The following is a 26,320-nucleotide window of genomic DNA, read 5'->3' as shown; positions in this document are numbered from 1 at the left end:
TCTTATTTTTTAAGTCCTGCCAATCTTTCTTTTACCTGTTCCATCATCTGCGTATATTTTTCCAGTTTCGCTTTTTCTTCGTTGATCTTTGCCTCAGGAGCTTTGCTGATGAATTTTTCATTGCTCAGCATACCATTTACACGTGCCAATTCTTTTTCCAAACGTTTTTCTTCTTTTGTTAAACGCTCGATTTCCTGTTCAAAATCTACAAGTTCCGCAAGCGGTAAATATACAACCGCATCCGTTACAACAACTGAAACCGCATCTTCTGCGATACCTTCTTTTGTATTCTGAATAACAATTTCACTTGCATTCATTAAGGAAGCGCAGGAAACTTTGATTTCTTCAAAACCTTCGCATAATTCTTCATTTTCACAAACAACAAATGCTTTCGCTTTTCTGCTTGGAGCAACATTCATTTCCGCACGCACGTTACGAACGCCACGGATAACTTCTTTCATATGTTCTAAAACATTTTCTTCTTTCGCATAGTTCCATTCTTCCTTATATTCAGGCCATGAAGACATCATAAGAGATTCTTCTTCCGGAACTAATGCACTGTAAATTTCTTCTGAAACGAACGGCATATATGGATGTAACATTTTTAATCCGTTTGCCAAAACTGTTTTCAATGTCCACAATGCAGCGTTTGCTGACACTGCATCCTCCTCAGCATGATAAATACGGTATTTTGCCAACTCAATGTACCAATCACAGAATTCATCCCAAATAAAGTCGTATACTTTCTGTAAAGCGATACCGAGTTCAAATTTATCCATGTTTTCCGTTACGTCTTTTGCAAGTGTATTTACTTTTGACAAAATCCATTTATCTGTCGCTGTTAAATCATTTTCTGACGGAGTTGTAATTTCTTTGTCTTCCATATTCATCATAATGAAGCGAGAAGCATTCCATACTTTATTGGCAAAGTTTCTGTTTGCTTCAACTCGTTCGTCATAGAAACGCATATCATTTCCAGGAGCATTTCCTGTTACAAGTGTCATACGAAGTGCATCTGCCCCATACTGCTCGATAACTTCCAATGGGTCAATACCGTTTCCTAATGACTTACTCATCTTACGTCCCTGTGAATCACGAACAAGACCGTGAATAAATACTGTGTGGAACGGTGATTTTCCTGTGTGAGCAAATCCTGAGAATACCATACGGATTACCCAGAAGAAAATAATGTCATATCCTGTCACAAGAACATCTGTCGGATAGAAATAGTCTAATTCTTCTGTACTGTCCGGCCAACCAAGTGTTGAGAATGGCCACAATGCCGAACTGAACCATGTATCTAATGTATCTTCATCCTGTGTAAAGTGTGTGCATCCACAGTGTTCACATTTTTCCGGCATTTCTCTTGCCACTACAAATTCACCGCATTCATCACAATAATATGCAGGAATTCTGTGTCCCCACCAAATCTGTCTTGAAATACACCAGTCACGGATATTTTCTAACCAATGTAAATAAATTTTGTTAAATCTTTCCGGAACAAATTTTAACTCACCTGTTTTTAATGCATTGATTGCCGGTTTTGCCAATTCTTCCATTTTTACAAACCACTGCTGTTTAATCAATGGTTCTACAGTTGTATGACAACGGTCATGTGTACCTACGTTATGCGTATGATCTTCGATTTTTACCAAATACCCTCCTGCTTCCAAATCTGCTACAATCGCTTTTCTTGCCTCATAACGTTCCATACCCGCGTATTTTCCACCATTTTCATTGATTGTCGCATCATCATTCATAATGTTGATTTCAGGAAGGTTGTGGCGTTTTCCTACTTCAAAGTCATTAGGGTCGTGTGCCGGTGTAATTTTTACCGCACCTGTTCCAAACTCTTTATCTACATAGTAGTCTGCTACAATCGGAATTTCTCTGTTTACCAAAGGAAGAAGAACTTTCTTTCCTACAATATCTTTATATCTCTCATCATCAGGATGTACCGCAATCGCTGTATCTCCAAGCATTGTTTCAGGACGTGTTGTAGCGATTTCAAGGAAGCGGTCTGTATCTACGATTGGATATTTAATGTGCCAGAAATGTCCTGCCTGTTCCTCATGTTCTACTTCCGCATCAGAAAGAGAAGTTTTACATACCGGACACCAATTGATAATTCTTGAACCTTTATAAATATATCCTTCTTCATATAATTTGATAAATACTTCTTCTACCGCTTTTGAACATCCTTCGTCCATTGTGAAACGCTCTCTGTCCCAATCACAAGATGTTCCCAATTTCTTTAACTGAGATGTGATTGTTCCGCCATACTCTTCTTTCCATTCCCATGTTCTTTTTAAGAAGCCTTCTCGACCGAGTTCTTTCTTATCGATTCCTTCTTCTTTTAACTGATTTGTTACCTTTACTTCTGTAGAGATAGCAGCATGGTCTGTCCCCGGAATCCAAAGTGCATTATACCCCTGCATTCTTTTATAGCGGATAAGAATATCCTGCAATGTATTATCCAACGCATGTCCCATGTGGAGTTTCCCTGTAATGTTCGGCGGCGGCATAACAATCGTAAATGGTTTTCTGCTTCTGTCTACTTCTGCATGAAAATATTTATTCTCACACCACTTTTCATATAACTTTGATTCAATCTCTTTCGGATTGTATGTTTTCTCTAATTTCTTACTCATTTTTTCCTCCTATTTTCCCTCATCACTGTATTTTCCTTGTTTCTTATCGTGAGAAAGAACAAAAGTGTGCTTTTATCCTATAGATTAAAAAAACCCTCTACATAAAAATGTAAAGGGCGAATAATCGCGGTACCACCTTTGTTATATGCACAATATTAACTATACATATATCTCTAAGTTTCTTAACGTGAACTACCCGTGATACCCTACTGCCCTGTTCAGATACCCAGCTCCAAAGCTACCTTCTATATCTTCTTCTTGCAACTGCCTCTCAGCCTATGAGCAGTTTTCTCTTTCAAGGAACAATATATACTCTTCTTTCTCATCGCCTTTAAATGTCATTACTGTTGATTATCATATCTCCCAAAGCCCCTATTTGTCAAGAACTTCATAAATTCTTTAGAAAGTCATCACACTTTCTTTCGTAATGGAAAAAGTCGGGAATAATCCCGACACTTTTCCTAAGCACTTGTTTGTTCAAACTGTGAATTGTAAAGTTCCGCATAGAAACCTTTTTTCAGCAACAGTTCCTCGTGATTTCCCTGCTCTACAATATCTCCGTCTTTCATTACCAAAATCAAATCAGCGTCACGGATTGTAGACAGACGATGTGCAATAATGAAACTTGTACGCCCTTTCATTAAATTATCCATCGCCTTCTGAATACGGATTTCCGTTCTTGTATCTACGGAACTTGTCGCTTCATCCAAGATAAGAATTTTCGGGTCAGCTAAAATCGCTCTCGCAATTGTGAGTAACTGTTTTTGTCCCTGAGAAACATTGCTTGCCTCCTCATTTAGTTCCATATCATATCCATTTGGCAGCGTCTGAATAAATCGGTGCGCGTGTGCCGCTTTTGCCGCCTCGATAATCTCTTCGTCAGTAGCATCCAATTTACCATATCGGATATTCTCTTTTACACTCCCGTGGAACAACCATGTATCCTGCAATACCATACCGAACATCTGTCGAAGTTCACTCCGGTTAAAATCTTTCAGATTATGTCCATCAATTAGGATTTCTCCTGAATTGACATCATAAAATCTCATCAGCAGTTTAATCATTGTTGTTTTACCTGCACCCGTAGGTCCTACAATCGCAATTTTCTGTCCCTGTTTCACTTTTGCTGAAAAGTCATTTATAATAATTCTGTCTTTATTATATCCGAAACGAACGTTTTTAAATTCTACATTGCCTTCTAATCCTTCTACGGAAACCGGATTTTTGGCAAACTGGTCTTCTTCCTCTTCCTCTAAAAATTCAAAAACCCTCTCTGAAGCCGCCGCCGTAGACTGTAGTAAGTTTGCAACCTGAGCCACCTGTGTAATCGGCTGAGTAAAGTTTCTTACATATTGAATAAATGACTGTATATCACCGACTGCAATTTTATCTTTAATTGTGAGATACCCGCCTAAAATGGCTACCGCCACATAACCTAAGTTTCCGACAAACTGCATAATCGGCATCATCATTCCTGAAAAGAATTGCGATTTCCATGCAGACTGATACAAAATTTCATTTGTTTCGTCAAACTCACGGATAACATCCTCTTCCTTATTAAATGCTTTTACAATATTTTGTCCGCTATATACTTCTTCCACCTGTCCGTTGACGTGACCCAAATATTCCTGCTGGTTTTTAAAGTGTTTCTGTGAACGTTTTACGATAAACGAAATCAGTGTCATAGATACAGGCAAAATCAAAAGCGCCACCAACGTCATCAGCGGACTGATACGAAGCATCATAATCAAAACACCGACAATAGTCGTAAACGAAGTAATTACCTGAGTTGCACTCTGGTTCAAACTCTGACTTAATGTATCCACATCATTTGTCACTCTTGACAACACTTCACCGTGTGTTTTTGTGTCAAAATAGTTCATTGGCATACGGTTGATTTTTTCTGAGATTTCCTTTCGCAGACGATATGTCAATTTTTGTGAAACTCCCGTCATAATAAATCCCTGAATATATGCAAACAATGCACTTACCGCATACAATGACATTACAGTAAGGAGAATACGGGCAATCTTATCGAAATCAATTCCTTTGCCTCCGGATACTTTTCCTACAAGCCCTTTGAAAATTTCCGTTGTCGCATCACCTAAAATCTTCGGCCCTACGATAGTAAACACCGTGCTTCCAATAGCGAAAATAACAACAAATAAAATAGCAATTCTATAATTCCCAAGATAAGCCATTAATTTTTTAATTGTTCCCTTGAAATCTTTTGCCTTTTCTCCCGCTCTCATTCCGCCGTGTCCGTGTCCTACAGGTCCTCTGTGTTTTGGCTGATGATTACTCATATGTGTTCTCCTCCTTTCCTTCCATATCTCGTCTTAATTCTTCTTCTGATAACTGCGACATTGCAATCTGTCTGTAAACTTCACAGTTCTGTAATAACTCTTTATGCGTTCCTTTTCCGGCAACTCTGCCTTCATCTAAAACAATAATCTGTTCCGCATGAAGAATTGTACTTATACGCTGTGCCACAATAAGAACAACGCTATTTGAAGTATGTTCCTGAAGCGCTTTACGGAGTGTTACATCCGTCTTATAATCCAATGCCGAGAAACTATCATCGAAAATATAAACATTCGGATTTTTTGCAACCGCTCTCGCAATGGACAAACGCTGTTTCTGCCCTCCGGAAACATTTGCACCGCCTTGCGAAATAGGACTTTCAAACTCTTTCGGTTTTGCTTTGATAAATTCCTCTGCCTGCGCAATACGTGCAGCCTCTCGCATTTCTTCTTCTGTTCCTTCTGTATTTCCATACAGAATATTAGAAGCAATCGTTCCTGAGAAAAGAATACCTTTCTGCGAAACATATCCGAGTTTTTCCCTTAAGTCATGCTGTGAAACTTCCCTAATGTCTACACCGTTTATACGGATTGCACCATCCGTCACATCGTAAAATCTCGGAATTAAATTTACCAATGTTGACTTTCCACTTCCCGTACTTCCGATAAACGCTGTTGTCTTACCGGCTTCTGCAACAAAAGAAATATCATGAAGTACATCTTCCTCTGCATTTGGATAATGGAAGGATACATGGTCAAACTCGATACTTCCTTCTTTTTTATCTGTAATTTTTTTCGGATTTTCCGCATCATAAATCATTGTCTTACTTGTCAAAATTTCATCTACACGCGATGCTGATACGGATGCTCTCGGTAACATAATAGAAATCATACAAATCATCAAAAATGCCATAATAATCTGCATTGTGTATTGGATAAATGCCATCATATCTCCAACCTGCATCTGTCCGTCATTAATTCCGTTTGCACCTACCCACACAATCAAAACGGAAACACCGTTCATAATCAACATCATTGTCGGCATCATAAGTGTCATTGCCCTATTGACAAAAAGGTTCGTGCGTGTCAAATCTCTGTTTGCCTTATCAAAACGTTTTTCTTCATGTTTCTCTGTACTAAATGCACGGATTACCGGAAGCCCCGTAAGAATTTCTCTTGTAACAAGATTTAATTTATCCACTAAGTTTTGAAGCATCTTAAATTTAGGCATCGCAACAACAAAAAGAGTAAATACCAATAATGAAATCATAATAACTGCTAAAGCAATAATCCATGACATTGACACATTTGTATTTAATACTTTTACCACTCCCCCAATTCCAATGATTGGCGCATATAAAACCATTCTCAAAAGCATTACAATAACTAACTGAATCTGTTGAATATCGTTTGTACTTCTTGTGATCAGTGAAGCCGTTGAAAACTTGTCAAATTCCGCATTTGAAAATCCTACAACCTTTTTGAAAATACCACTTCTTAAATCTCTACCGGTTGATGCGGCAACTCTTGAAGCTAAAAGTCCTACCATTACACTGACAAGCATTCCTAAAAATGCAAGCGCAAGCATTTTACCACCTGTTATTAAAATGTAAGTGGTCTGAATTTTGTCTGTATCTACTCCCAAATTTTCATAAGCGGCTTTAACGTATATGGTAGATGCCTGCTCCAGCATTGCATCCGGCATCTCTTTCATCTTCTCTTTCATCTGCCCGACCATTGCCATACGCTGTTCCTGCGGAAGCATTTTCATCTCTTCAAAACTCATTCCTCTTCCCGATGTATCTGCCTTCATTTCGGCAGTCATCAGCATAGGCTTATTCAAAATCTTCTCTAATTTCTCCGTATCATCTGCTTCTTTTAATACATAAGTTTCTTTCTCATATGTGTCTTTATCTGTCTTATATGCTTTTTTCACTGTTTCCACATCTTCTTTTGACATAAGCAGGAACAGATTTTCCATATCGGCTTTCGCAATCTTTTCAGGAATATGTTCATCAATTCCACCTTGCTGAATTCCTACATTGACAATATCTGAAGTATATGCCGGCAAAGACAAATCACAATATGCCTGCAATACAAGTACTGCAATAATGGCCACTACAGACGCCATATGAGGTTTTAAAAATTTCAATATCTTTCTCATGCTATTCTCCCTTCTGATTTTTATCGGATAAATTCTCTTTCATCTGAAGCAATAGTCTGCGAAGAAGCATAATCTCTTCCTCACTCATATTCGCAAACGCCTCTTTCTCAAGCGTTTTTAGAACCGACTCCATATGATGTGCGATTTCTTCTCCTTTTTCCGTAATGTAAATACGGGTAATTCTCTGATCTTTCTCGTCCTGTTTCTTGACAATATACCCTTCTCCCTCCAGTTTTTTTATCATTACGGTCATGGACGGAGGGGTAATTCCCAGTTTTTTTGCGATTTCTTTCTGGATCATCCCATTGTTTTTTCGTAAAACCCACAGCATACCGCCCGCTCCCGGATGTACTTTCAAATCACGAAATAACTGCATACTTCTCTGAATATACAGATGCATTACCTGATTCATTAACAACTGCGTACATTGTTCCATATCTTTCCTCCTGTTTTTAATTAGTTAGATGTCTAACTGATATATTAGTAATCTTCCATAACATAGTCAAGCATTTTATATTTTCTTTATATTCTTTTATAAAATTTAACAAAAAATATATTTAGACATCTAAGTATTTATTTCTACGTAAAATTTCATTTTTCTTGTTGATATTTACAATTTCTGCTATAATGTGAGTACAAATGACAAGGAGATTTACTATGTATACATTTATTGTAAACCCACATTCTCGCTCCGGTGAAGGTGCGAAAACGTGGGAAGAAGTACATTCTATCTTAAAAGAAAAACATATTCCTTTTGAAGTGCATTTTACCCGCTATCAGAAACACGCAACATACATTATGAGAACACTCACGCTCGACTCCGTCAGTCGTACGGTTGTCGTTCTCGGCGGGGACGGAACGATAAATGAAGCCATTAACGGAATCGAAGATTTCCGTCATCTGACTCTCGGTTATATTCCTACCGGCTCGGGTAATGATTTTGCAAGAGGATATTCTCTCCCTACAAATCCGCGAAAGGCACTGGACTGTATCCTGAACACGCCTCGCATTCGCCTTATGGATGTAGGAGAACTTTCCTATAAGAACAAAAAACGGCGTTTTGCTGTCAGTTGCGGAATTGGTTACGATGCCGGAATATGTCATGAAGCAGTTGTTTCTAAAATAAAACCTGTCTTAAACCGGTTTCATCTTGGAAAACTAACCTATGCCCTTATCGCCATACGGCAATGGCTGTTTCTTACTCCATATGAATGCAACATCACCCTTGATGATAAAGAAACACACCATTTTTCACGTTGCTATTTTGTCAGTGCCATGAACCATCGCTGTGAGGGCGGCGGAGTACAGTTTGGACCTCACGCCAATCCTGAAGACCGACTTCTTAGCATCTGTGCCATCGCTGACGTCCCGAAATGGAAACTTCTTTTTCTCCTTGCCGCTGCCCTGTTCGGAAAACATACATACTTTAAAGGCAGTTACCTGTACAACTGTAGGAAAATCTCTATTCAGTATGCGGGCGCTATGCCAGTACACACAGATGGAGAACCTGTATTTTTACAGAAAGATATTTCTATTTCCTGTCTTTCTGAGCGTTTGCGTATTATTACCGCTGAATAAGGAGGAATATCCATGACAATGTATATCATTTTTCTTATTATCATTTTACTTCCCTTATATCTTATCGCCCCACGTTTTCGCTATCGCAAAAATATAACCCCTTTTCTGCAATACGATTTTGCTCATAGGGGTTACTGGGATATGGAGGAAGGAATCCCTGAAAATTCCCTTAGTTCTTTTCGACTTGCAGTCGAACACGGTTATGGCATTGAACTTGACTTACACTTGACAAAGGATGGACAGATTGTTGTCTTTCACGATGATTACCTTACAAGAATGTGCGGCGTAGATTTATCTGTAGAAAATACAACATACGAAGATTTATCTCTATACACACTCTCCGGTACCTCTGAAAAAATTCCTCTTTTCTCAGAAGTATTGTCACTTGTAGATGGAAAAGTTCCTCTTCTGATTGAATTGAAACTTCCTTCTATAAACACAACTTTATGCTCCCTTGTGCAAAAGGAACTGAAAAACTATAACGGGACATATCTTATTCAGTCCTTTAATTGTCTTGGACTTTTTTGCTTTCGGAGGCACGCCCCGCATATTCTTCGGGGACAGTTATCCTCAAACCTGACAAAAACCGAGCAGAATATCCCCCTTATCGCCTGTTTTGCAGTTGAATTTCTCCTCTCCAACATACTGACACGGCCTGATTTTATTTCTTATAAACTAAAAGACGAAAAAAACATAAGCCTTTTTTTACATAAACATCTGTTTTGCACTCCGATTGCCACATGGACATTGCACACAAAAGAAGAGATTTCCTACGCCAAAACGAAATATTCTATTGCTATTTTTGAAAAATCTTAAAGTTTTTATTAAGAAACCCGCTCCTTCCTTGTGGTTACACTATTCCCATGATATAATGCTTTGGAAATATTATTACAAAAGGAGTTTTTGATTTCTTATGTGGAAAAAGTTTTGGGAAAAATACAGACACGGCTGGGTCTTTTTATACATTTTTATCTACCTTCCGTGGTTCTTTTATTTAGAAAAACACATTACAACAGATTATCATCTCATTTATACTACACTGGATGATAAAATACCTTTCATTGAATATTTTATTATTCCATACACACTTTGGTTTTTGTTTATCGCAGTTACTATCGGGTACTTCTTCTTTTTTGGAGAAAAATCAGAATTTTACCGACTGATTATTTTACTGTTTTCGGGAATGACTATTTTCCTCATTATTTCTACGATTTATCCTAACGGATTACAGTTAAGACCTGAAACATTTACGCGAGATAATATTTTTGTCGATATGGTAAAACAACTGTATGCAGTGGACACCTCTACAAATGTATTACCAAGTATCCATGTATATAATTCGCTGGGAGCATATATTGCTGTTTCACATTGCAATAAATTAAAACAACACCGCTGGATACAGATTTTGACTTTACTTTTGACAATCTCCATTATCTTATCCACAATGTTCTTAAAACAACACTCTATTATTGATGTTGTTGCAGCATTTTTTATGGCCGGAATTTTATATATTATCGTTTACAAACCGGTAAGACTTAGAGGTAAAAATTCGTTAGAAAATTTAGCATAATTTTATTGACTATCTGATAATTAAGTTGTATGATAAGGTTAAATAAAAAGATTCTTTAAGGAGGCGGTTGTATGTTAACCTTATCATTCGCACTTTTAGTTGGTATCATTTTAACCTTGATTCTCCTCATTTTCATTGATGAAGAATCTTCACTCAAAGTTCCTTTCCTTCACAGGAAGATGTCTATCGTGAACTTTTTTACCAAGACAGCATTTATTTCTTCATTTATTTCTTCTACGGTAAAACACATGAAAGACTTGGGAACTCTCACAATCAGCAATCTTTGCAGATTGACAGATTTACATAAGGAGGTATAGCAATTTGAATCAGAGCGATTAAAAGGCGATGTCACAATTTATTTTGTAACATCGCCTTTTTCCATACCTAATTTTATATTTACCTGATTCGTATAGTATTCAAAAGCACTCGGCATAGGATATTCTTTCTGAATTTCTTCGGGATGAATAAATAACATATCCTTCTCACAGCTCTTTTCCAATTCGTCCACACGGACTGCATAGCCTGTCATATGCCACTCTACATGACTGAAAATATGTTTCGCTTCTCCCAATTTCTTTATCCGCATCGGATACAGACCTTTTTCCTTACTGTATACAATAACTTCTTCCTCCGTAAAGTATCCTTCTTCATTTGGAAATTCATACAATCCCGCCAAAAGTCCTTTCGCCTTTCTTTTTCTTATAGCTATATTTTCGCCGTCCTGAAAAACAAATACAGTTCTTTTTTCTATCCGTCTTTCTTTTGCTTTTGCCTTTATCGGAATTTCCTCCACCTTATTTTCTTTTCTCGCCTGACAACTATCATATACCGGACATTCTCCGCATTTTGCCATTCCTTTCGGCGTACAGATTAACGCTCCCAATTCTATTAATCCTTGATTAAAGTCGCTCGCGCTGTCTTGTGGAATCACACCGTCCAGCATATATTCTATCTTTGTCCGCACTGTTGGTTTCATAATATCCTCTTCACTTGCAATGATGCGGGAAATAACTCGCAATACATTTCCGTCCACCGCAGGTTTTGGTATGCCGTATGCAAAAGAACAGATTGCTCCTGCTGTATAATTGCCAATTCCCGTAAGGGATAGAATTTCTTCATAAGTTCTTGGAAACTCTCCGCCAAAGTTTTCCATAATCTGTATAGCCGCTTTCTGCATATTGCGAACACGATTATAATACCCCAGACCTTCCCAAAGTTTTAGCAGTTTATCCTCTTCTGCCTCTGCCAAATCTTTTACCGTTGGAAGTTCTTTTAAAAAGCGGTCATAGAAAGGTTTTACTGCTTCCACTCTTGTCTGTTGCAACATAATTTCCGAAACCCACACTCTGTAGGCACTGACGTCTTCACGCCACGCCAACTGCCGTTTATTTTCCCTGTACCAAGAAACAATCGGCTGTACTATTTCTTTCAACTGTGTCTGTTCCAAAATAACCGGAACTTCTTTATTTAGGGAAATACTGTCTTTCTTCACTTTACAGTCATAGGCTAAAATATGAACTCCTGCCTTTTTCGCTCTACATAATGCATCTCCAAATTCTTTATGTGTATCTTCATTCGGCGTAAAATATAATACTTTCTCCATCTGGATAACAAAAACAATATATGCCTCATATCCTTCCTCGGCCGCACGACACAATTCTTCTACATGTTTTACCCCCCGTTCAGTCGGTGCATCCGGAAAACGTACTATGCCGTCTTCCTCAAGGGTAACTCCTTTCACCTCTATGAATGCTTTTCTCTCTCCCTCTTCTACATACAAATCAAAGCGGGATTTTCCATAAGTAGCCTCCGGCTTAATCAGTGACGGTCGAGAAAATAAATTTCCCGCCTCAATCCATTCTTTTACTACCGCATTCGGAATTTGAGAGTCCATATTAATCATACGGTTATTCTTTTCCACTCCGATTAAATCCCATTTCGTTTTACGATTTGGATTATCACTTTCTTGAACATAAACAGTCGCTCCGGAAATAAGAAGTTCTCTGCACCTCCCCGTATTTTTTACATGAACTGTTTCCTGCTTCCCCTTTATATTTACATACGCAATAAAACGATTAGGGCGTTCAACGAACGTCCCAACCTTTATTCTATCATATTTCATTTATTTACAGACCTCTTCCCATACCTGTTCCTTAAATCCGGGAATAGCAAATGTTTCTCCGATGAGAATCGGACGTTTTACAAGCATTCCGTCTGTTGCCAAAAGTTCCAACTGTTCCTCTTCTGACATCTCCGGCAATTTATCTTTTAACTGCATTTCTTTGTATTTTATTCCGCTTGTGTTGAAGAAGCGCTTTAATGGAAGTCCACTCTTTGCATACCATTCTTTCAATTCTTCTTTAGACGGATTGTCTTCCACAATATGTCTGTCTGTAAACTCCACGCCATTTTCTTCAAGCCATTTCTTTGCTTTCTTGCACGTTGTGCATTTTGGATATTCTACAAATAACATCTATCATTCTCCTCCTAACTGTTCTTAATAAATTCTGTCTTACACGCAGGGCAGGTAATACAAATTCTTCCTTTCCCCTTTGGAACTCTTATTTTCTGCTTGCAAGTAGGACATTTATAAATATGATGTGTCTTTCTCTGCTCAAAATAAGATTTCTCTCTGCGAAAGAATGCAAAAAAATCTTTCTTCATATTTAAAAATTTCACATTCTCATTATACCTTTTCTGCACATCTCTCGATAACATTCTAACATAACAGACTACGAGTAACAACAGGGCAAGTAAATTTAAAAAATTACTGTCAAAAAGAATACTCGCAACAAGTAAAGCCAGCGTTACGCCGAACAGAAATTTATTGAGTGCATCCGCACCATAACGTCCCATCATAAACCGCTGTATTTTTTCTTTCATGTTCATTCCTCACTTTTTCAATAATTTGTACCCACTATATGCTTTATCCCTTTGAAAGTCAATACAGTTTATTAAATGTTAATGAACATTACACTCTTTTCATTTCTATAATACTTTTGACAAAAATTCTTTCAATCTTTCATCTTTCGGATTGGCAAAAAATTCCTCAGGAGTATTTTCTTCCTTGATCTGTCCTTCATCCATAAAAATAACGCGTGTCGCCACTTCTCTTGCAAATCCCATTTCATGTGTCACAACAACCATTGTCATTCCCTCGTCAGCAAGTTCCTTCATCAGCGTAAGTACTTCTCCTACCATTTCCGGATCCAGCGCCGATGTCGGTTCATCAAAAAGCATCACTTCAGGGTTCATCGCCAACGCTCTTGCAATGGCGATACGCTGTTTCTGTCCACCTGACAATTGTTTCGGATATTGTTCCGCCTTATCCGGTAGGCCTACTCTCACTAATAATTCTTCTGCCTTTTTATCTGCTTCTTCTTTGCTCATCAACCCCAATTTAATCGGAGCCAACGTAATATTTTCTTTCACTGTCAAATGTGGAAATAAATTAAACTGCTGAAAAACCATTCCCATTTTCTGACGCAACTTATTAATATTACATTCTTTACCCGTAATATTATTTCCTTCAAACCACACTTCCCCTCCTGTTGTCGTTTCCAAAAGATTTAAGCAACGCAAAAACGTAGATTTTCCCGAGCCGGACGGACCGACAATAACAACTTTCTCTCCCTGCTCAATATGTATATCAATTCCCTTTAATATTTGATTTCCGTGAAATGATTTCTGTAAATTTTTTGTTATAATCATCTTGCCAATCTCCTTTCAAGCAATCCCTGTAACTTTGTCAGTCCAAGTACGATAACAAGATAGCACGCTGCCGCAACATAAAGCGGCGGAAGAATATTGTAATCTGTTGATCCGATATACTGCGCTGCCTTTGTCAAATCTGTTACTGCAATAATTCCTGCAACCGATGTTTCTTTAATCAGTACGATAAACTCATTGCTAAGTGCCGGCAAAATATTTTTAACTGCCTGCGGCACAATGATATAACACATTGTCTGAATATAGTTAAATCCGAGTGAACGCCCCGCTTCCATCTGCCCTTTATCAATGGACTCAATCCCCGCACGGATAATTTCTGCCACATATGCCCCTGAGTTAATCCCAAAACAGATTGCTCCTACCACAATTTCATTCGTATCTCTCGCAGTGAAAACTAAATTATATATAATAAGTAACTGCACCATAACCGGTGTCCCGCGTATTACGGTTATATATACGTTGCAAAGCCATTTTAACCCAATCAATATTTTCTTTTCCGAAGCGCTCACTTTAATAATCGCAATCAAAAGCCCAATAGCTACACCTATGGCGATAGCAAACAGCGAAATTAAAATCGTTACTTTTAATCCATCCAAATATACTAAATATCTTTGGTCATAAATCACGGCATTATAAAAACCGTCCATAAAGTTGTGAATCAAATTCATGTTACTTTTTTCCTTTCAAAACTACTTCTGTGTGTGGTTTGCGGTAAATTCCTTAATCTTTCCGTCTGCAATTAATTTATCAATCACTTTGTTGATTTCATCTAAAAGTTCCTTGTTCCCTTTCTTTACCGCAATGGCGTATTTATCTTCAAAAAGAACGCCGTCCAAAATTTTTAACTCTTTATTTTCTGCAACAAGTTTTTCTGCCGGATACTTGTCCATAACGATACAGTCCACCTTATTATTTTTTAAATCTTCACTTGCCTGTGCAAATTTCGTGTATCTCTTCACTTCTTTTGGTTTACATTTTTCTTCATCTGATACCCAACTGTCCGCAATATTTCCTTGCTGCACTGCAACAACTTTTCCATTCAGGCTTTCTCCCTTTACCGCTCCTGAAATTGCAGGATTTTTGCCGTTTACAACAATCACTTCTGTAGAATTTACATACTCATGTGAGAAATCCATTGTTTTCTTACGTTTTTCATTAATAGAAACACCTGCTGCAACAAAATCAACCTTTCCACTTGCCACACTTGCCAAAGCGCCGTCAAATTCCATATTTTTAATCTTTAATTCTTTTCCCATTTCGTCTGCTATCGCTTTCGCAATATCCATATCAATTCCGACTACTTCATTGCCTTTCATATACTCATATGGCGCAAAACCCGCTTCCGTCCCTACAATCAATGTATCCGACTCACTCTTCTTTCCTCCACACGCTGTTATGGAAAATGCAACTGCTCCTGCCAATACTAAACTCATTATCTTTTTCATTTTCATGATTTACTCCTCCTCTTTTATGTATAAAAATTCATCAACTTCGCATATTATAACATACCCATACAAAAAAACAAGTGGTTTTTATACTTTTTCGTATAAATAACCACTTGTCATTTTTATTTCATCATAAAAAATGTTCCTAATACGATAATACCAAGCGCTATTCGGTATATACCGAATACTTTAAAGTCATTTTTCTTAATATATCCCATCAAGAATTTGATTGCCAAAACGGATACGATAAAAGCCGTCAAACAGCCTACAATTAAAATCGCTACTTCCAATCCCGTAATGCCTACTCCCGCTTTTATAAATTTCAAAATCTTCAATCCGCTTGCCCCGAACATAACCGGAATCGCAAGGAAAAATGTAAATTCTGCTGCAATATATCTTGATGTTCCCAGAAGCAATGCACCTACAATTGTCGCACCGGAACGTGATGTTCCCGGAACGAGCGCCAATACCTGCCAAATTCCAATAATAAATGCCATCTGATAAGTCAGTTGTGAAAATTTTGTAACAGAAGGGGTTCTTTTTTTGTTCCTATTTTCCACAATGATAAATAAAATACCATAAAGAATCAACATTGCCGCAATAGGAACTGACTTATGCAAATGTTCCTCCATCCAATCGTCTAACGGAATTCCGATAATCATTGCCGGAAGACAAGCAATAACAACCTTTATCCACAACTGAATCGTCTGCGTTTTCTGTTTCGGACTTTTCCGTTTTGAAAACGGATTTAATTTATGGAAATACAAAATTACTACCGCCATAATCGCTCCCAATTGAATGACAACATTAAACATTTCCATAAACTGTTTGCTTGCGTCCAACTGAACAATCTGATTTACCAAAATCAAATGTCCTGTACTGCTAATCGGTAACCATTCGGTAATTCCCTCCACAATTCCAAGAAAAACCGTTTTCACCATTTCTAAAAAAATATCCATCTTTTTCCTCCTCGTTTTATGCTAATGCGAATTTTTCAATCGCTTTTGCAACACCATTATTCTCATTTGTATCTGTTACATAGTCTGCTGCCTGTTTGACTTCTTCCATAGCATTCTCCATAGCAACTCCAAGTCCCACCGCCTTCAGCATTTCAAAATCATTCATGCCATCTCCACACGCCATAATCTCGTCACGCTCTATTCCAAGCAGTTTTCCTAATCGAAGCAAGCCTTCGCCCTTGTTGACGCCAAGCATATTTACTTCTATGTTATTTGAAATTGCGCAGGTAGTCGTAACTCCCTCTACACGATTCGCTTCATCAAATGCCTGCATTCTTTCTTCTTGATTGCGGAACATCACATGGACTTTATCCACCCGTATCCCGTCATCTCTCAATAATTCCTCAATATTATCTACCGGTTTACGACATTCTCTTACATAACGTGCCATACTTTCCGTATCAACATATGCCTCTACTCTCTCTAAATCTTCACAACCGACATACCCCTGACCGTCAATAAACACTTCCTTGTAAGTATCGTATGCGGAAAAAATACGAAGCAACTTCCTAGCAATCTTCGCCGGCATTGTACATTCACTAATTACCTGATTTTCCTGCATATCTACAATCCTCGCCCCGTTAGATGTCAACGCATACCGTACACCTTCAACGGCAAGCACCTGCTTCGGTATACCTGTCAATGGTCTGCCCGTAGCGATAACAATGACCACCCCCTGCTCAATTGCACGGTGCAGAACTTCCCTACTATAATCTGTCAGTTCCTTATTGTCATTCAACAGCGTTCCGTCACAGTCAAGACCTATCATCTTAATTTTCTTCATACACTGTCAGTTCCTTTCTCTTCCGTGAAAATCTAAATATCTGAAGACTTATCTTATCCGTATTTCTCTCATACGCCTGTTTTGCGTATTCCTTCATATACGGTAGTTTTTCTTTATCCTTCATCGGAAGAAATACAACCGTATCTTTCGCCGGTGCAATAATCAACAGATCATCATTTAATTTATCGGCACACATCGTCCATATCTGTTTAAAACAGAGAGAACTTGCTTCGTGATACCCGTCTGCCACAATACCAAATCCTCCGTATAGCGTCTGTGAAATAACAAACTTCACATCTCTTACAAGATTTGCACAGGCAGTATGATAGAGTTCCTCTATATCACAATCCGCAGGCAACATCTTATCTCTTATTATCTCATATGTGTCATTTCCTCTGTTAATGACTAAAACAATATGTAAATCTCCCGCAAATGCAATAAGAGGAGTATCTTTATCAGAAATTTCTTTGCCATTTATCACCTGATAGTCGATAAGTTCTCCTTTTACCCATGGATAAATATTATCCCTTATCTTATCCAAACGATAACGTTCTTCTTCATACTTTCTCATGTATTTTCCTCTTTATAAATTTCAATTTTCTCTTATCATATCAAAATTTGCAAAAAATATCAAATTATAGTAGAATAAAAAAGACGCTTATTTCAATAAGATACATATGGATACTTTGATTTCAGTGAGAAAGGAATACATAATGAATATGATACAAAAGCGTAAGAAAAAGGTTTTTGCCCTAATAACTGCTGCCACTCTTTGTTTTTCAAGTCCCTTCACTTATGTGCTGCAAGCTGAAAATGCCTCACAGAAACAGAAGGATTTGGAAAATAACTTAAACGAGTTAAGCAAAGATAAAGATATGACAGGAAAAGATTTATCTTCTGCCACATCATCTTTAGAAGCAACTATGAAAGAAATTTCAACTACCCAGCAAAAACTTGCTCTGGCAAAGGTACGCGAAAACGGACAATATGAACTGATGAAAAAGCGAATCAAATATATTTACGAATCCGGTTCTACAAGTTTTCTTGCCATACTAATGGAGTCCGAATCCATGGCAGACCTGCTAAACAAAGCAGATTTCATCGCCACAGTCAGTGAATATGACCGAACGATGTTAGATAACCTGCAAAAACTCCATTCCGAAATTGCAAAAAAAGAGAAGGAGTTACGTCAGCAACAGAAAAATTTTGAAAAACAGAAAAAAGATTTGGAGGAAAAATACAGACAACTTTCAACAAAAATAACTGACGCCTCCAATGAACTGACTGCCTATAAAGAACAGTTAGCAAAAGCGGAGGCACTTGCAAAAGAAACACAGAGTCTTCTTAACAATAATCCCGCCAAGCAGCCTAAACCAAACACTAAACCGGACAACAATGAAAGTAAACCATCTTCAAAACCGGATAACAAACCTGCACCACCGTCTGCTGCAGAAGATTTAGCACTGTTTGCAGGAATTTTAGAATGTGAAGCAGGTTCAAGTAACTACGATGCTTTACTTGCGGTTGCAACCGTTATTATGAATCGAATGGAGAGTCCAAAATATCCGAATACATTATCAGGAGTTATCTATCAAAGTGGGCAATTCTCTCCTACATGGACGGGAAAATTAGATAAAGTTTTAGAACGCGGTCCAAAAAAACTATGTTATCAGGTCGCACAGGATGCTCTTTCCGGAGCAAGACTTGACTCTGTACGAAACTGTTATTCCTTCCGCTCAGTATCAAGCGGGCGTGATGGCGTTATCGTAGGCGGAAATGTATTTTTTTAATAAACAGTAATAAAAATAGATTGTGTTTACTTAAGCACAATCTATTTTTATATTATTTCCTATTTACTTTTTCTCTGAATAAAGACAAGTCCTAATGATAATATCATAAGCATTCCCCACAAATTTGCATTCGACGTATCTCCTGTTTTAACTTCAGTTTTATCAAAAGGTTTTTCATCTGCTACGGGTGTCACTATCTGTTTATCCGCCAATTCAAATGTTGTATTAGCTTCTCCATCCTTATAAACAACAGAAAAACAATGTTTTCCTTTTGCTAATGTAGATAACATTTCCTTTTTCAGCGTAATTTTAATTTTCCCTTCTTCTATTGTTTCTAAACAATATTCTGTTTCGTTTAACTCTACTCCGTCTATTAGACATTTTTCTATCATTTCTTTTTTGCCATTACAGATAAAACTTATGTCATTTCCATAATAAACTTTCTGCCCAATTCCTTCTAAAATCAAATATTCACGCAAAACATTTGCTTTTACAGATATTGTTTTCAACTTACTATTATGTGAATACTGATGAGCATACTGATACATAAATACTGGTTCTTCATTATTTTTGAAGATTATCTCTCCAGTTGATTTATTGTACACATAATTTTCTGAAGGTTCTACTGTTATTCTATTCAAATCAGAAACCACTTCATGCAAATCAACAATTAATTTATCTCCTTTTTGTTTTCCAAAAACAGTTATATTTTGTGGTGAAACTTCCATTCCTAACCATAATTCCGAAATATTAGATAGATCTAATTCCTTTAAATGATTACCTGCGCAATTTAAAAAGATAAGTTCTTTTGATTTTGGCAATATTAACTCCACTATCCCTGCATTTTCACACCCCAATTCCTGTAGTTTAGGATATAATTCCGCATTTACTTTTTTCATATTTTCTATATTCGTATTATCAAAATAAAGTTTTTCCAAATTTACATTATGTGACAAATCTAAATATCTCAGCGGTGTATTATTAACCTCTAATCTTTTCAATTCTGTATTTTTACTTAAATCTAAGTTCTTAACTTTTGTTCCACTTAAACTTAACCCTTGAAGATTTTTACTTTTATCCACCCGAATTTCTTTCACATCTGTACCGTCTATTTCAACACAATTCAAATTTGTATGATTCGCTAAATCAACTTTCTGCAAAGCAGAGTTAGAAGCAAACAGTTCATACAAATTTGGACATCTGCTAAAATCCATTTCTTTAATTGCTGTATTTTGTATATATAATACAAATAGATTTTTACAATGGCTCACATCTAAATGACTTAGTTTTGTACCTGATGCCCATATCTGTGCCAAATTCCAGTTTTTTGATAAATCTACTTCAGAAATTGGCGTATCCTTAAAATAAAATTCATATAAATCACGGTTCTTACTTAAATCTACTTTATCTACTTGCGTTTCTTCGATATTAAGCGCCTGTAATTTAGGATTATGTGATACGTCTATTTTTTTAATTCCTGTTCTTCCTATATCTAATCTCTTTAATTTCACATTTTGTGACACATCAAAATCAGAAATATTCGTATCAAAGGCAAACAGCCATCTTAATTCCTTATTATTCGTAACATTTATCTGGTTTATTGGTGTATTAGAAATATCTAAGATACGAAGTTCTTTATTTGCAGATACATCAATAACTTGTAATTCCTCATTCCAATTCACATCAACAATCTGTAACTTGCTGTTTTTTGAAATATCAATACTTTTTATCCCTGCCATAGATACAACCAATCTTTTCAAATTACTGAGATATTCTATTCCTTCCAATGAACTCATTGTAACTTCATATTCTGTATCCAAATTTTTTGCCTGCCGAATTTCATCTGATTCCAATATTCTATTTTTATTTACATCAAACTTCTCAGATACAAAATTTCTAAAATCTTCATCCGGAAAATGCTCTTCATCTACAGACACTTCCGCAAACTCTTTACCTTCCTCTTCCTTCAAATCTTCCTCTGTTTCAATGATATGATCATCTTCCTCTAAATTTGGATGAAACGGTTTATATGTTTCCTCCGTTGCATTTGGTGGATTTTGGTCTGACAGTTCTGCATTTACAGGCATATATGCAACCCCCATACACAATAACATAGCCAAACCCATTATCCCCATTTTCTTTCGTTTTCTCATACTTTTTCCTCCTCATAAATAAAAGTTTGTACTAGTAATGATTATAACATGAAAAAGAGAACTTTTCCAAAAAAGTTCTCTTTTCATATTGCCTATAGGATTGTTTTATTGATAATCGAATACATCAATCCATTTCATTAAAAATTCTTTTTCCATTTCATTATTCTTTGTCAACTGTGCTGCTGCCACGATTGGTAGCCACTGCTGTACATACTGTTTTGCAGTGTCACTCTTCTTACAGAACAATTTCAAATATAAATCTGCTGTTTCTTGATCTTTTAGGGCAAATAGCAAATATGTCATTGCTGCATCAGCACTTGCATTTCCCTGTGTTGCATGAGCCCAGTCAACAACTGTCATCTTTCCGTTCTTTCCAACAATTACGTTACTTGGATTGAAATCGCCGTGACAAACTTTATCGTGTTTTGGCATACTTTCCAATCTGGTTAAAAGTTCATATCTTGCTGTAGCATCTAATTCTGTTAAACTATTAATCTGACGTGCAAGTTTATCTTTTAATTTATTCAATAAAGGTGCTCTTTTACTGTGAACCTGCAACTGTAAATCTACGAAATCCTCCATGTATTTCTCAAGATTCTTAACATCTACCCGCATCATCTCAGCAAGTGTCTTTCCTTCTTTATATTCGATAACCACTGCCCATTTTCCGTCAATCTCGCTTACACTCTTTACTTTAGGAATATCAAGACCTGTTTCTTCTACTCTGGCTGTATTTAACGCTTCATTAAATACATCTGATTTTAAATGATTCTTCTCGAATACTTTAACGATACCTTCATCACATTTGTACACTTCTTTATATGCACGTTTTACGATTAAATTACTTTTGTCCAGTTTCATAAGTCATACCTCCTATAGTTTGCTTCGTTCTTTATTTGATAATTACATTATACACCTCCCACTCATAAATGCAATAGTTTTTTAAATAATTTTTAACAATCTTTTTTATTATATTTTTATCGTCTTTTTTTTAACAATATCATGTGTTATTCTGTAAATCTAAAAACAAATCCGTCTTCTTTCTTTTCTATCAGTTCCACATTTTTCTCTACCCGTTTCCCGTTCTCACTGAAAATAACTCTGAACAGTTTCCCGTCAGTCGCTGCATTTACGCTTAATGCTGACCCTACAAGCATGACAAACACCGCTACCAATAAAACAACTTTCTTTGCTGCAAATCTTTTAACCTTTCTCTGCTCTGTCATATGCAATACCTCCTCAACACACTCAGGAGATACTTGAAGATGCTGAAAGGTATCCTGAAACTTTTCTCTATTCCTATTCATTGCTCCAGTCCTCCTTCAATATGTCTTTTAACCGTTTTCTTGCTCTCATCAATTGTGTTTGTACAGTAGATACTTTACTGTTGCAAAACTCGGCAATTTCCTTAACAGAATATCCTTCGTAATAGTAAAGATACAGTACAACTCTATACTTTTGTGGAAGTTCCATCACCGTTTGAAACAATTCACTTTGCCCATATGCAATCATACCACTCTCTTCTGCCACGCTCTCAAGCGGTACCATCTTCTTACTCCACGGCGTTACGAGAACCTTTTTACTTTCATTAATTCCCACTCTGATAAGCCAATTACGGATATGTTCCTCGCTTTCCCACTCTTTTTCTTCCCGAAAAAACTTGATAAAGACATTTTGAACAATATCCTCTGCATCCGCTCGGTTTCTACAATATTGAAATGCAATTCGAAAAATTGTGTCTGAATATGCCTGAACAATCTTGTTAAATAGTACTTTTTCCATCCGGTTTTCCTTCCTTTAAGTATCATTTGAAAACGTTTTCACTTATAATACCATTGAAAAGGGCAAAAAATCCCATAGATACGCTATTTTTTTGAAAAAACTTCAAAAAGGGACGGGGTAAAACGCAATTGGGGACGTAGTGATTTGTAATTTCACTACGTCCCCAATTGAGCGTTTCAAACAATTCTGATTATTTTCCGTAATATACTCTTAAGTACATTTCTTTGATTTCTTTCATCAATGGATATCTTGGGTTAGCACCTGTACACTGATCATCAAATGCCTGTTCTACCATTTCATCTAATGTATCTAAGAAGTATTTTTCATCTATTCCGTATTCTTTGATTGTTTTCTTAATTCCAACTTTTTCTTTTAATTCATCAATCTTCACTAAGAATTTTTCAAATGTTTCTTTGTCATCTTTTCCAACAACACCACAGAATCTAGCACATTCAGCATATCTTTCTAATGCGTGTGGATACTGGTACTGTGAAAATGTTCCCATTTTTGTTGGTACATCTGTTGCATTGAATTTCATTACTTCGTTGATTAACAATGCGTTTGCAACACCGTGTGGTAAGTGATGGAATGCACCTAATTTATGAGCCATTGAGTGACATACTCCAAGGAAAGCATTAGCGAATGCCATACCTGCCATACAAGAAGCATCTGCCATTTTTTCTCTTGCTTTAGGATCATTTGCACCGTTTTCGTATGCTGATGGTAAGTATTCAAAGATGTTTTTCATTGCTTTTAAAGCAAGTCCATCTGTGTAATCTGTTGCCATGATAGATGCGTATGCTTCTAATGCATGTGTTAAAGCATCGATACCAGAAGCACTTGTAAGTCCTTTTGGCTGGCTCATCATGTTGTCTGCATCAATAATAGCCATTTTAGGAAGTAATTCATAATCTGCTAACGGATATTTTACTCCTGTCTTTTCGTCTGTGATAACTGCGAATGGTGTTACCTCAGAACCTGTTCCTGAAGATGTAGGAATTGCTACAAAGTATGCTTTTTCACCCATTTTAGGGAATGTATATACTCTCTTACGAATATCCATGAAACGCATAGCCATATCCATGAAGTCTGCTTCTGGATGTTCATACATTACCCACATAATTTTACCTGCATCCATTGCTGAACCACCACCAAGAGCGATGATAACGTCAGGACCGAATGCTCTCATTGCTTCTGCTCCTGCTTTTGCACAAGCAAGTGTTGGGTCTGGAGCTACTTCATAGAAGCATGTGTGCTGGATTCCCATTTCATCTAATTTTTCTTCGATACCTTTAACATATCCGTTGTGATATAAGAAACTATCAGTTACGATAAATGCTTTCTTTTTACCCATTACTGTTCCAAGTTCATCAAGTGCAACAGGCATACAACCTTTTTTGAAGTAAACCTTTTCAGGTGCTCTAAACCAAAGCATATTTTCTCTCCTCTCGGCAACTGTTTTAATGTTAATTAAGTGTCTTACACCAACGTTTTCAGATACAGAGTTTCCACCCCATGAACCACAACCTAATGTAAGAGATGGTGCTAATTTAAAGTTGTAAAGGTCACCGATTCCACCTTGAGAAGAAGGTGTATTTACTAAAATACGGCAAGTTTTCATTGCTGCTGCGTGTTTTGCTAATTTTTCTGTCTGTGCTGGGTGAATGTAGATAGAAGATGTATGTCCATATCCACCGTCTGCAACTAACTGCTCTGCTTTTGCAATCGCTTCATCAAATGTTTTTGCTTTGTACATTGCAAGTACAGGAGATAATTTTTCGTGTGCAAATTCTTCTGAAATATCTACAGATTCAACTTCACCAATTAAAATCTTAGTATCTTCAGGAACTTTTACTCCTGCAAGAGCAGCGATTGTATGGGCTGACTGTCCAACGATTTTTGCATTTAATGCACCGTTGATGATAATTGTTTTACGAACTTTTTCAATTTCGTCTTTCTTTAAGAAGTAGCATCCGCGAAGTGCAAATTCTTCTTTTACTTCTTTATATACGCCTTCTAAAACAGTTACTGACTGTTCTGAGGCACAAATCATACCATTATCAAATGTTTTTGAGTGGATGATTGAGTTTACTGCCATTTTAACATCTGCTGTATCATCAATGATAACCGGTGTGTTACCTGCACCTACACCAAGTGCCGGTTTTCCTGAAGAATATGCTGCTTTAACCATACCAGGACCACCTGTAGCAAGGATTGTATCTGCACCTTTCATTACTTCGTTTGTTAATTCAAGTGATGGTACGTCGATCCAACCAATAATGCCTTCTGGTGCACCTGCTTTAACTGCTGCATCTAAAACAACTTTTGCTGCTGCGATTGTAGATGCTTTTGCACGTGGATGTGGGCTGATGATAATTGCATTTCTTGTTTTTAATGCGATTAATGTTTTAAAAATCGCTGTTGATGTTGGGTTTGTTGTTGGAATAACTGCTGCGATTAAACCGATTGGTTCTGCAACTTTTTTAATTCCGTATGCTTTATCTTCTTCAATTACTCCGCAAGTTTTTGTGTCTTTGTATGCGTTGTAAATATATTCTGCTGCGTAATGATTTTTAATAACTTTATCTTCAACGATACCCATTCCTGTTTCTTCTACTGCCATTTTTGCTAATGGGATACGCTGTTTATTTGCTGCTAAAGCAGCCTCAAAAAAGATTTTATCTACTTGTTCCTGTGTAAATGTAGCAAATACTTTCTGTGCTTCTCTCATCGCTTCCATTTTTGCTGTAAGCGCTTCTACACTATCAATAATTTCTGGTACGATTTCTTTTTTCTTCGTCATTTCATTATCCTCCATGAATGAGTTCTTTTGCTTTACCTCTGTAAGTATATTATATCGTTAAATATTTGTCAATTCATTTTTGATATTTTTTTAACAAGATTTTTTCTTTCTCTGTTAAGCATAACTTTTTTTATTTTTCATTTTTTTTCTATACATTTTGCACAATGCAACAAATATATCCCCAATTCCTATTTCACATAAATTCTTATCTATGATAAAATATAAAGGAACACGATAACTAACTATAAGAAACGAGGAATATATAATGAAATTAATTATTTATGGAACAAAAACGTGCAAGGACTGTGTAGACGCTTTAGAAGTACTGGAACAAAAAAATGTTCGTTATCTGTTTTTAGAGTTTTCTGATAGCATCGGAAATCTAAAACGATTTTTAAAAATCCGCGACACAAATCCTATGTTTAATCCGGTAAAGGAAAAAGGTAATGTTGGCGTTCCCCTTTTCGTATTTGAGGACGGAACAATGACTTTTGAGTTGAATGATGTGCTTGCAAGAATAGATGCAGAGGAATCATAACCACCCGTCCA

General features: G+C 36.8%; 24 protein-coding genes and 1 other annotated feature. Of the genes, 6 read left to right on the top strand and 18 right to left on the bottom strand.

Annotated elements, in window-relative coordinates:
* Nucleotides 1-2: 2 nt before the first annotated feature.
* From ACYPXO_RS09535 to ACYPXO_RS09520, 4 genes are all read right to left on the bottom strand, one after another.
* A complete protein-coding gene (locus tag ACYPXO_RS09535) occupies nt 3-2,651 on the bottom strand; it encodes a valine--tRNA ligase (RefSeq protein ID WP_459640342.1) in 2,649 nt (882 codons plus the stop codon).
* A 109-nt stretch (nt 2,652-2,760) separates the two neighbouring features.
* Nucleotides 2,761-2,986, bottom strand: a binding site (T-box leader).
* 126 nt (nt 2,987-3,112) lie between these two features.
* Nucleotides 3,113-4,957 carry an ABC transporter ATP-binding protein gene (locus tag ACYPXO_RS09530; protein ID WP_459640341.1) on the bottom strand — a complete coding sequence of 615 codons (1,845 nt, stop codon included), beginning with the start codon at nt 4,955-4,957 and terminating at the stop codon, nt 3,113-3,115.
* Complete coding sequence (locus ACYPXO_RS09525) at nt 4,950-7,118, bottom strand: ABC transporter ATP-binding protein (RefSeq protein WP_459640340.1); 2,169 nt, start codon at nt 7,116-7,118, stop codon at nt 4,950-4,952. The genes ACYPXO_RS09530 and ACYPXO_RS09525 overlap by 8 nt, the downstream gene beginning before the upstream one ends.
* Nucleotide 7,119: 1 nt before the next feature.
* On the bottom strand, nt 7,120-7,554 hold the full coding sequence (locus tag ACYPXO_RS09520; protein ID WP_459640339.1) for a MarR family winged helix-turn-helix transcriptional regulator: 435 nt from the start codon (nt 7,552-7,554) through the stop codon (nt 7,120-7,122).
* Between the two features lie 221 nt (nt 7,555-7,775).
* Between ACYPXO_RS09520 and ACYPXO_RS09515 the strand changes: the two genes are divergently transcribed.
* The 4 genes from ACYPXO_RS09515 to ACYPXO_RS09500 all read left to right on the top strand — a co-directional run bounded on the left by ACYPXO_RS09515 (nt 7,776) and on the right by ACYPXO_RS09500 (nt 10,583).
* On the top strand, nt 7,776-8,696 hold the full coding sequence (locus ACYPXO_RS09515) for a diacylglycerol/lipid kinase family protein (protein WP_459640338.1): 921 nt from the start codon (nt 7,776-7,778) through the stop codon (nt 8,694-8,696).
* Between the two features lie 12 nt (nt 8,697-8,708).
* On the top strand, nt 8,709-9,512 hold the full coding sequence (locus ACYPXO_RS09510) for a glycerophosphodiester phosphodiesterase family protein (RefSeq protein WP_459640337.1): 804 nt from the start codon (nt 8,709-8,711) through the stop codon (nt 9,510-9,512).
* Nucleotides 9,513-9,609: 97 nt separating this feature from the next.
* Nucleotides 9,610-10,266 (top strand): phosphatase PAP2 family protein, encoded by a 657-nt coding sequence (locus ACYPXO_RS09505; RefSeq protein WP_459640336.1) that lies wholly within the window; start codon nt 9,610-9,612, stop codon nt 10,264-10,266.
* A 71-nt stretch (nt 10,267-10,337) separates the two neighbouring features.
* The gene (locus tag ACYPXO_RS09500; protein WP_459640335.1) at nt 10,338-10,583 is read left to right on the top strand and encodes a hypothetical protein; all 246 of its coding nucleotides are present in this window, start codon (nt 10,338-10,340) and stop codon (nt 10,581-10,583) included.
* Nucleotides 10,584-10,621: 38 nt separating this feature from the next.
* Here the strand turns inward: ACYPXO_RS09500 and mutY are convergent, their stop codons facing one another.
* The 9 genes from mutY to ACYPXO_RS09455 all read right to left on the bottom strand — a co-directional run bounded on the left by mutY (nt 10,622) and on the right by ACYPXO_RS09455 (nt 17,814).
* Nucleotides 10,622-12,388, bottom strand: coding sequence for an A/G-specific adenine glycosylase (gene mutY / locus ACYPXO_RS09495; protein ID WP_459640334.1), 1,767 nt, complete (start codon nt 12,386-12,388; stop codon nt 10,622-10,624).
* Nucleotides 12,389-12,739 (bottom strand): arsenate reductase family protein, encoded by a 351-nt coding sequence (locus tag ACYPXO_RS09490; RefSeq protein WP_459640333.1) that lies wholly within the window; start codon nt 12,737-12,739, stop codon nt 12,389-12,391.
* A gap of 14 nt (nt 12,740-12,753) precedes the next feature.
* Nucleotides 12,754-13,149: a hypothetical protein gene (locus tag ACYPXO_RS09485; RefSeq protein WP_459640332.1), complete on the bottom strand. Its 396-nt coding sequence runs from the start codon at nt 13,147-13,149 to the stop codon at nt 12,754-12,756.
* Nucleotides 13,150-13,254: 105 nt separating this feature from the next.
* The gene (locus ACYPXO_RS09480; RefSeq protein WP_459640331.1) at nt 13,255-13,977 is read right to left on the bottom strand and encodes an amino acid ABC transporter ATP-binding protein; all 723 of its coding nucleotides are present in this window, start codon (nt 13,975-13,977) and stop codon (nt 13,255-13,257) included.
* Entirely contained in the window at nt 13,974-14,663 is a 690-nt protein-coding gene (locus tag ACYPXO_RS09475; RefSeq protein ID WP_459640330.1) for an amino acid ABC transporter permease, read from the bottom strand. The genes ACYPXO_RS09480 and ACYPXO_RS09475 overlap by 4 nt, the downstream gene beginning before the upstream one ends.
* A 21-nt stretch (nt 14,664-14,684) precedes the next feature.
* A complete protein-coding gene (locus ACYPXO_RS09470; protein ID WP_459640329.1) occupies nt 14,685-15,446 on the bottom strand; it encodes an ABC transporter substrate-binding protein in 762 nt (253 codons plus the stop codon).
* A gap of 116 nt (nt 15,447-15,562) precedes the next feature.
* Nucleotides 15,563-16,399 (bottom strand): undecaprenyl-diphosphate phosphatase, encoded by an 837-nt coding sequence (locus ACYPXO_RS09465; RefSeq protein WP_459640328.1) that lies wholly within the window; start codon nt 16,397-16,399, stop codon nt 15,563-15,565.
* Between the two features lie 16 nt (nt 16,400-16,415).
* Complete coding sequence (locus ACYPXO_RS09460) at nt 16,416-17,243, bottom strand: Cof-type HAD-IIB family hydrolase (protein ID WP_459640327.1); 828 nt, start codon at nt 17,241-17,243, stop codon at nt 16,416-16,418.
* A complete protein-coding gene (locus ACYPXO_RS09455; RefSeq protein WP_459640326.1) occupies nt 17,230-17,814 on the bottom strand; it encodes a hypothetical protein in 585 nt (194 codons plus the stop codon). Before ACYPXO_RS09455 ends, ACYPXO_RS09460 begins: the two co-directional genes overlap by 14 nt.
* Before the next feature lie 142 nt (nt 17,815-17,956).
* Here ACYPXO_RS09455 and ACYPXO_RS09450 point away from each other — a divergent pair, with 142 nt between their 5' ends.
* Nucleotides 17,957-19,033, top strand: a complete 1,077-nt coding sequence (locus ACYPXO_RS09450; protein ID WP_459640325.1) for a cell wall hydrolase — start codon at nt 17,957-17,959, stop codon at nt 19,031-19,033.
* A 59-nt stretch (nt 19,034-19,092) separates the two neighbouring features.
* Here the strand turns inward: ACYPXO_RS09450 and ACYPXO_RS09445 are convergent, their stop codons facing one another.
* The 5 genes from ACYPXO_RS09445 to adhE form a co-directional block, all read right to left on the bottom strand.
* A complete protein-coding gene (locus tag ACYPXO_RS09445; RefSeq protein WP_459640324.1) occupies nt 19,093-21,186 on the bottom strand; it encodes a leucine-rich repeat domain-containing protein in 2,094 nt (697 codons plus the stop codon).
* 105 nt (nt 21,187-21,291) lie between these two features.
* Entirely contained in the window at nt 21,292-22,047 is a 756-nt protein-coding gene (locus ACYPXO_RS09440) for a phosphotransferase (protein WP_459640323.1), read from the bottom strand.
* Between the two features lie 146 nt (nt 22,048-22,193).
* Nucleotides 22,194-22,412: a hypothetical protein gene (locus ACYPXO_RS09435; RefSeq protein WP_459640322.1), complete on the bottom strand. Its 219-nt coding sequence runs from the start codon at nt 22,410-22,412 to the stop codon at nt 22,194-22,196.
* Nucleotides 22,413-22,485: 73 nt separating this feature from the next.
* Nucleotides 22,486-22,968, bottom strand: coding sequence for an RNA polymerase sigma factor (locus ACYPXO_RS09430; RefSeq protein WP_459640321.1), 483 nt, complete (start codon nt 22,966-22,968; stop codon nt 22,486-22,488).
* A gap of 190 nt (nt 22,969-23,158) precedes the next feature.
* The gene (gene adhE / locus ACYPXO_RS09425) at nt 23,159-25,771 is read right to left on the bottom strand and encodes a bifunctional acetaldehyde-CoA/alcohol dehydrogenase (RefSeq protein ID WP_459640320.1); all 2,613 of its coding nucleotides are present in this window, start codon (nt 25,769-25,771) and stop codon (nt 23,159-23,161) included.
* Between the two features lie 265 nt (nt 25,772-26,036).
* Here adhE and ACYPXO_RS09420 point away from each other — a divergent pair, with 265 nt between their 5' ends.
* Entirely contained in the window at nt 26,037-26,309 is a 273-nt protein-coding gene (locus ACYPXO_RS09420; protein WP_459640319.1) for a hypothetical protein, read from the top strand.
* The last annotated feature ends 11 nt before the right edge of the window (nt 26,310-26,320 follow it).

Source organism: Faecalimonas canis (assembly GCF_054601575.1).
This window is presented reverse-complemented; position numbering and strand designations above follow the sequence as displayed.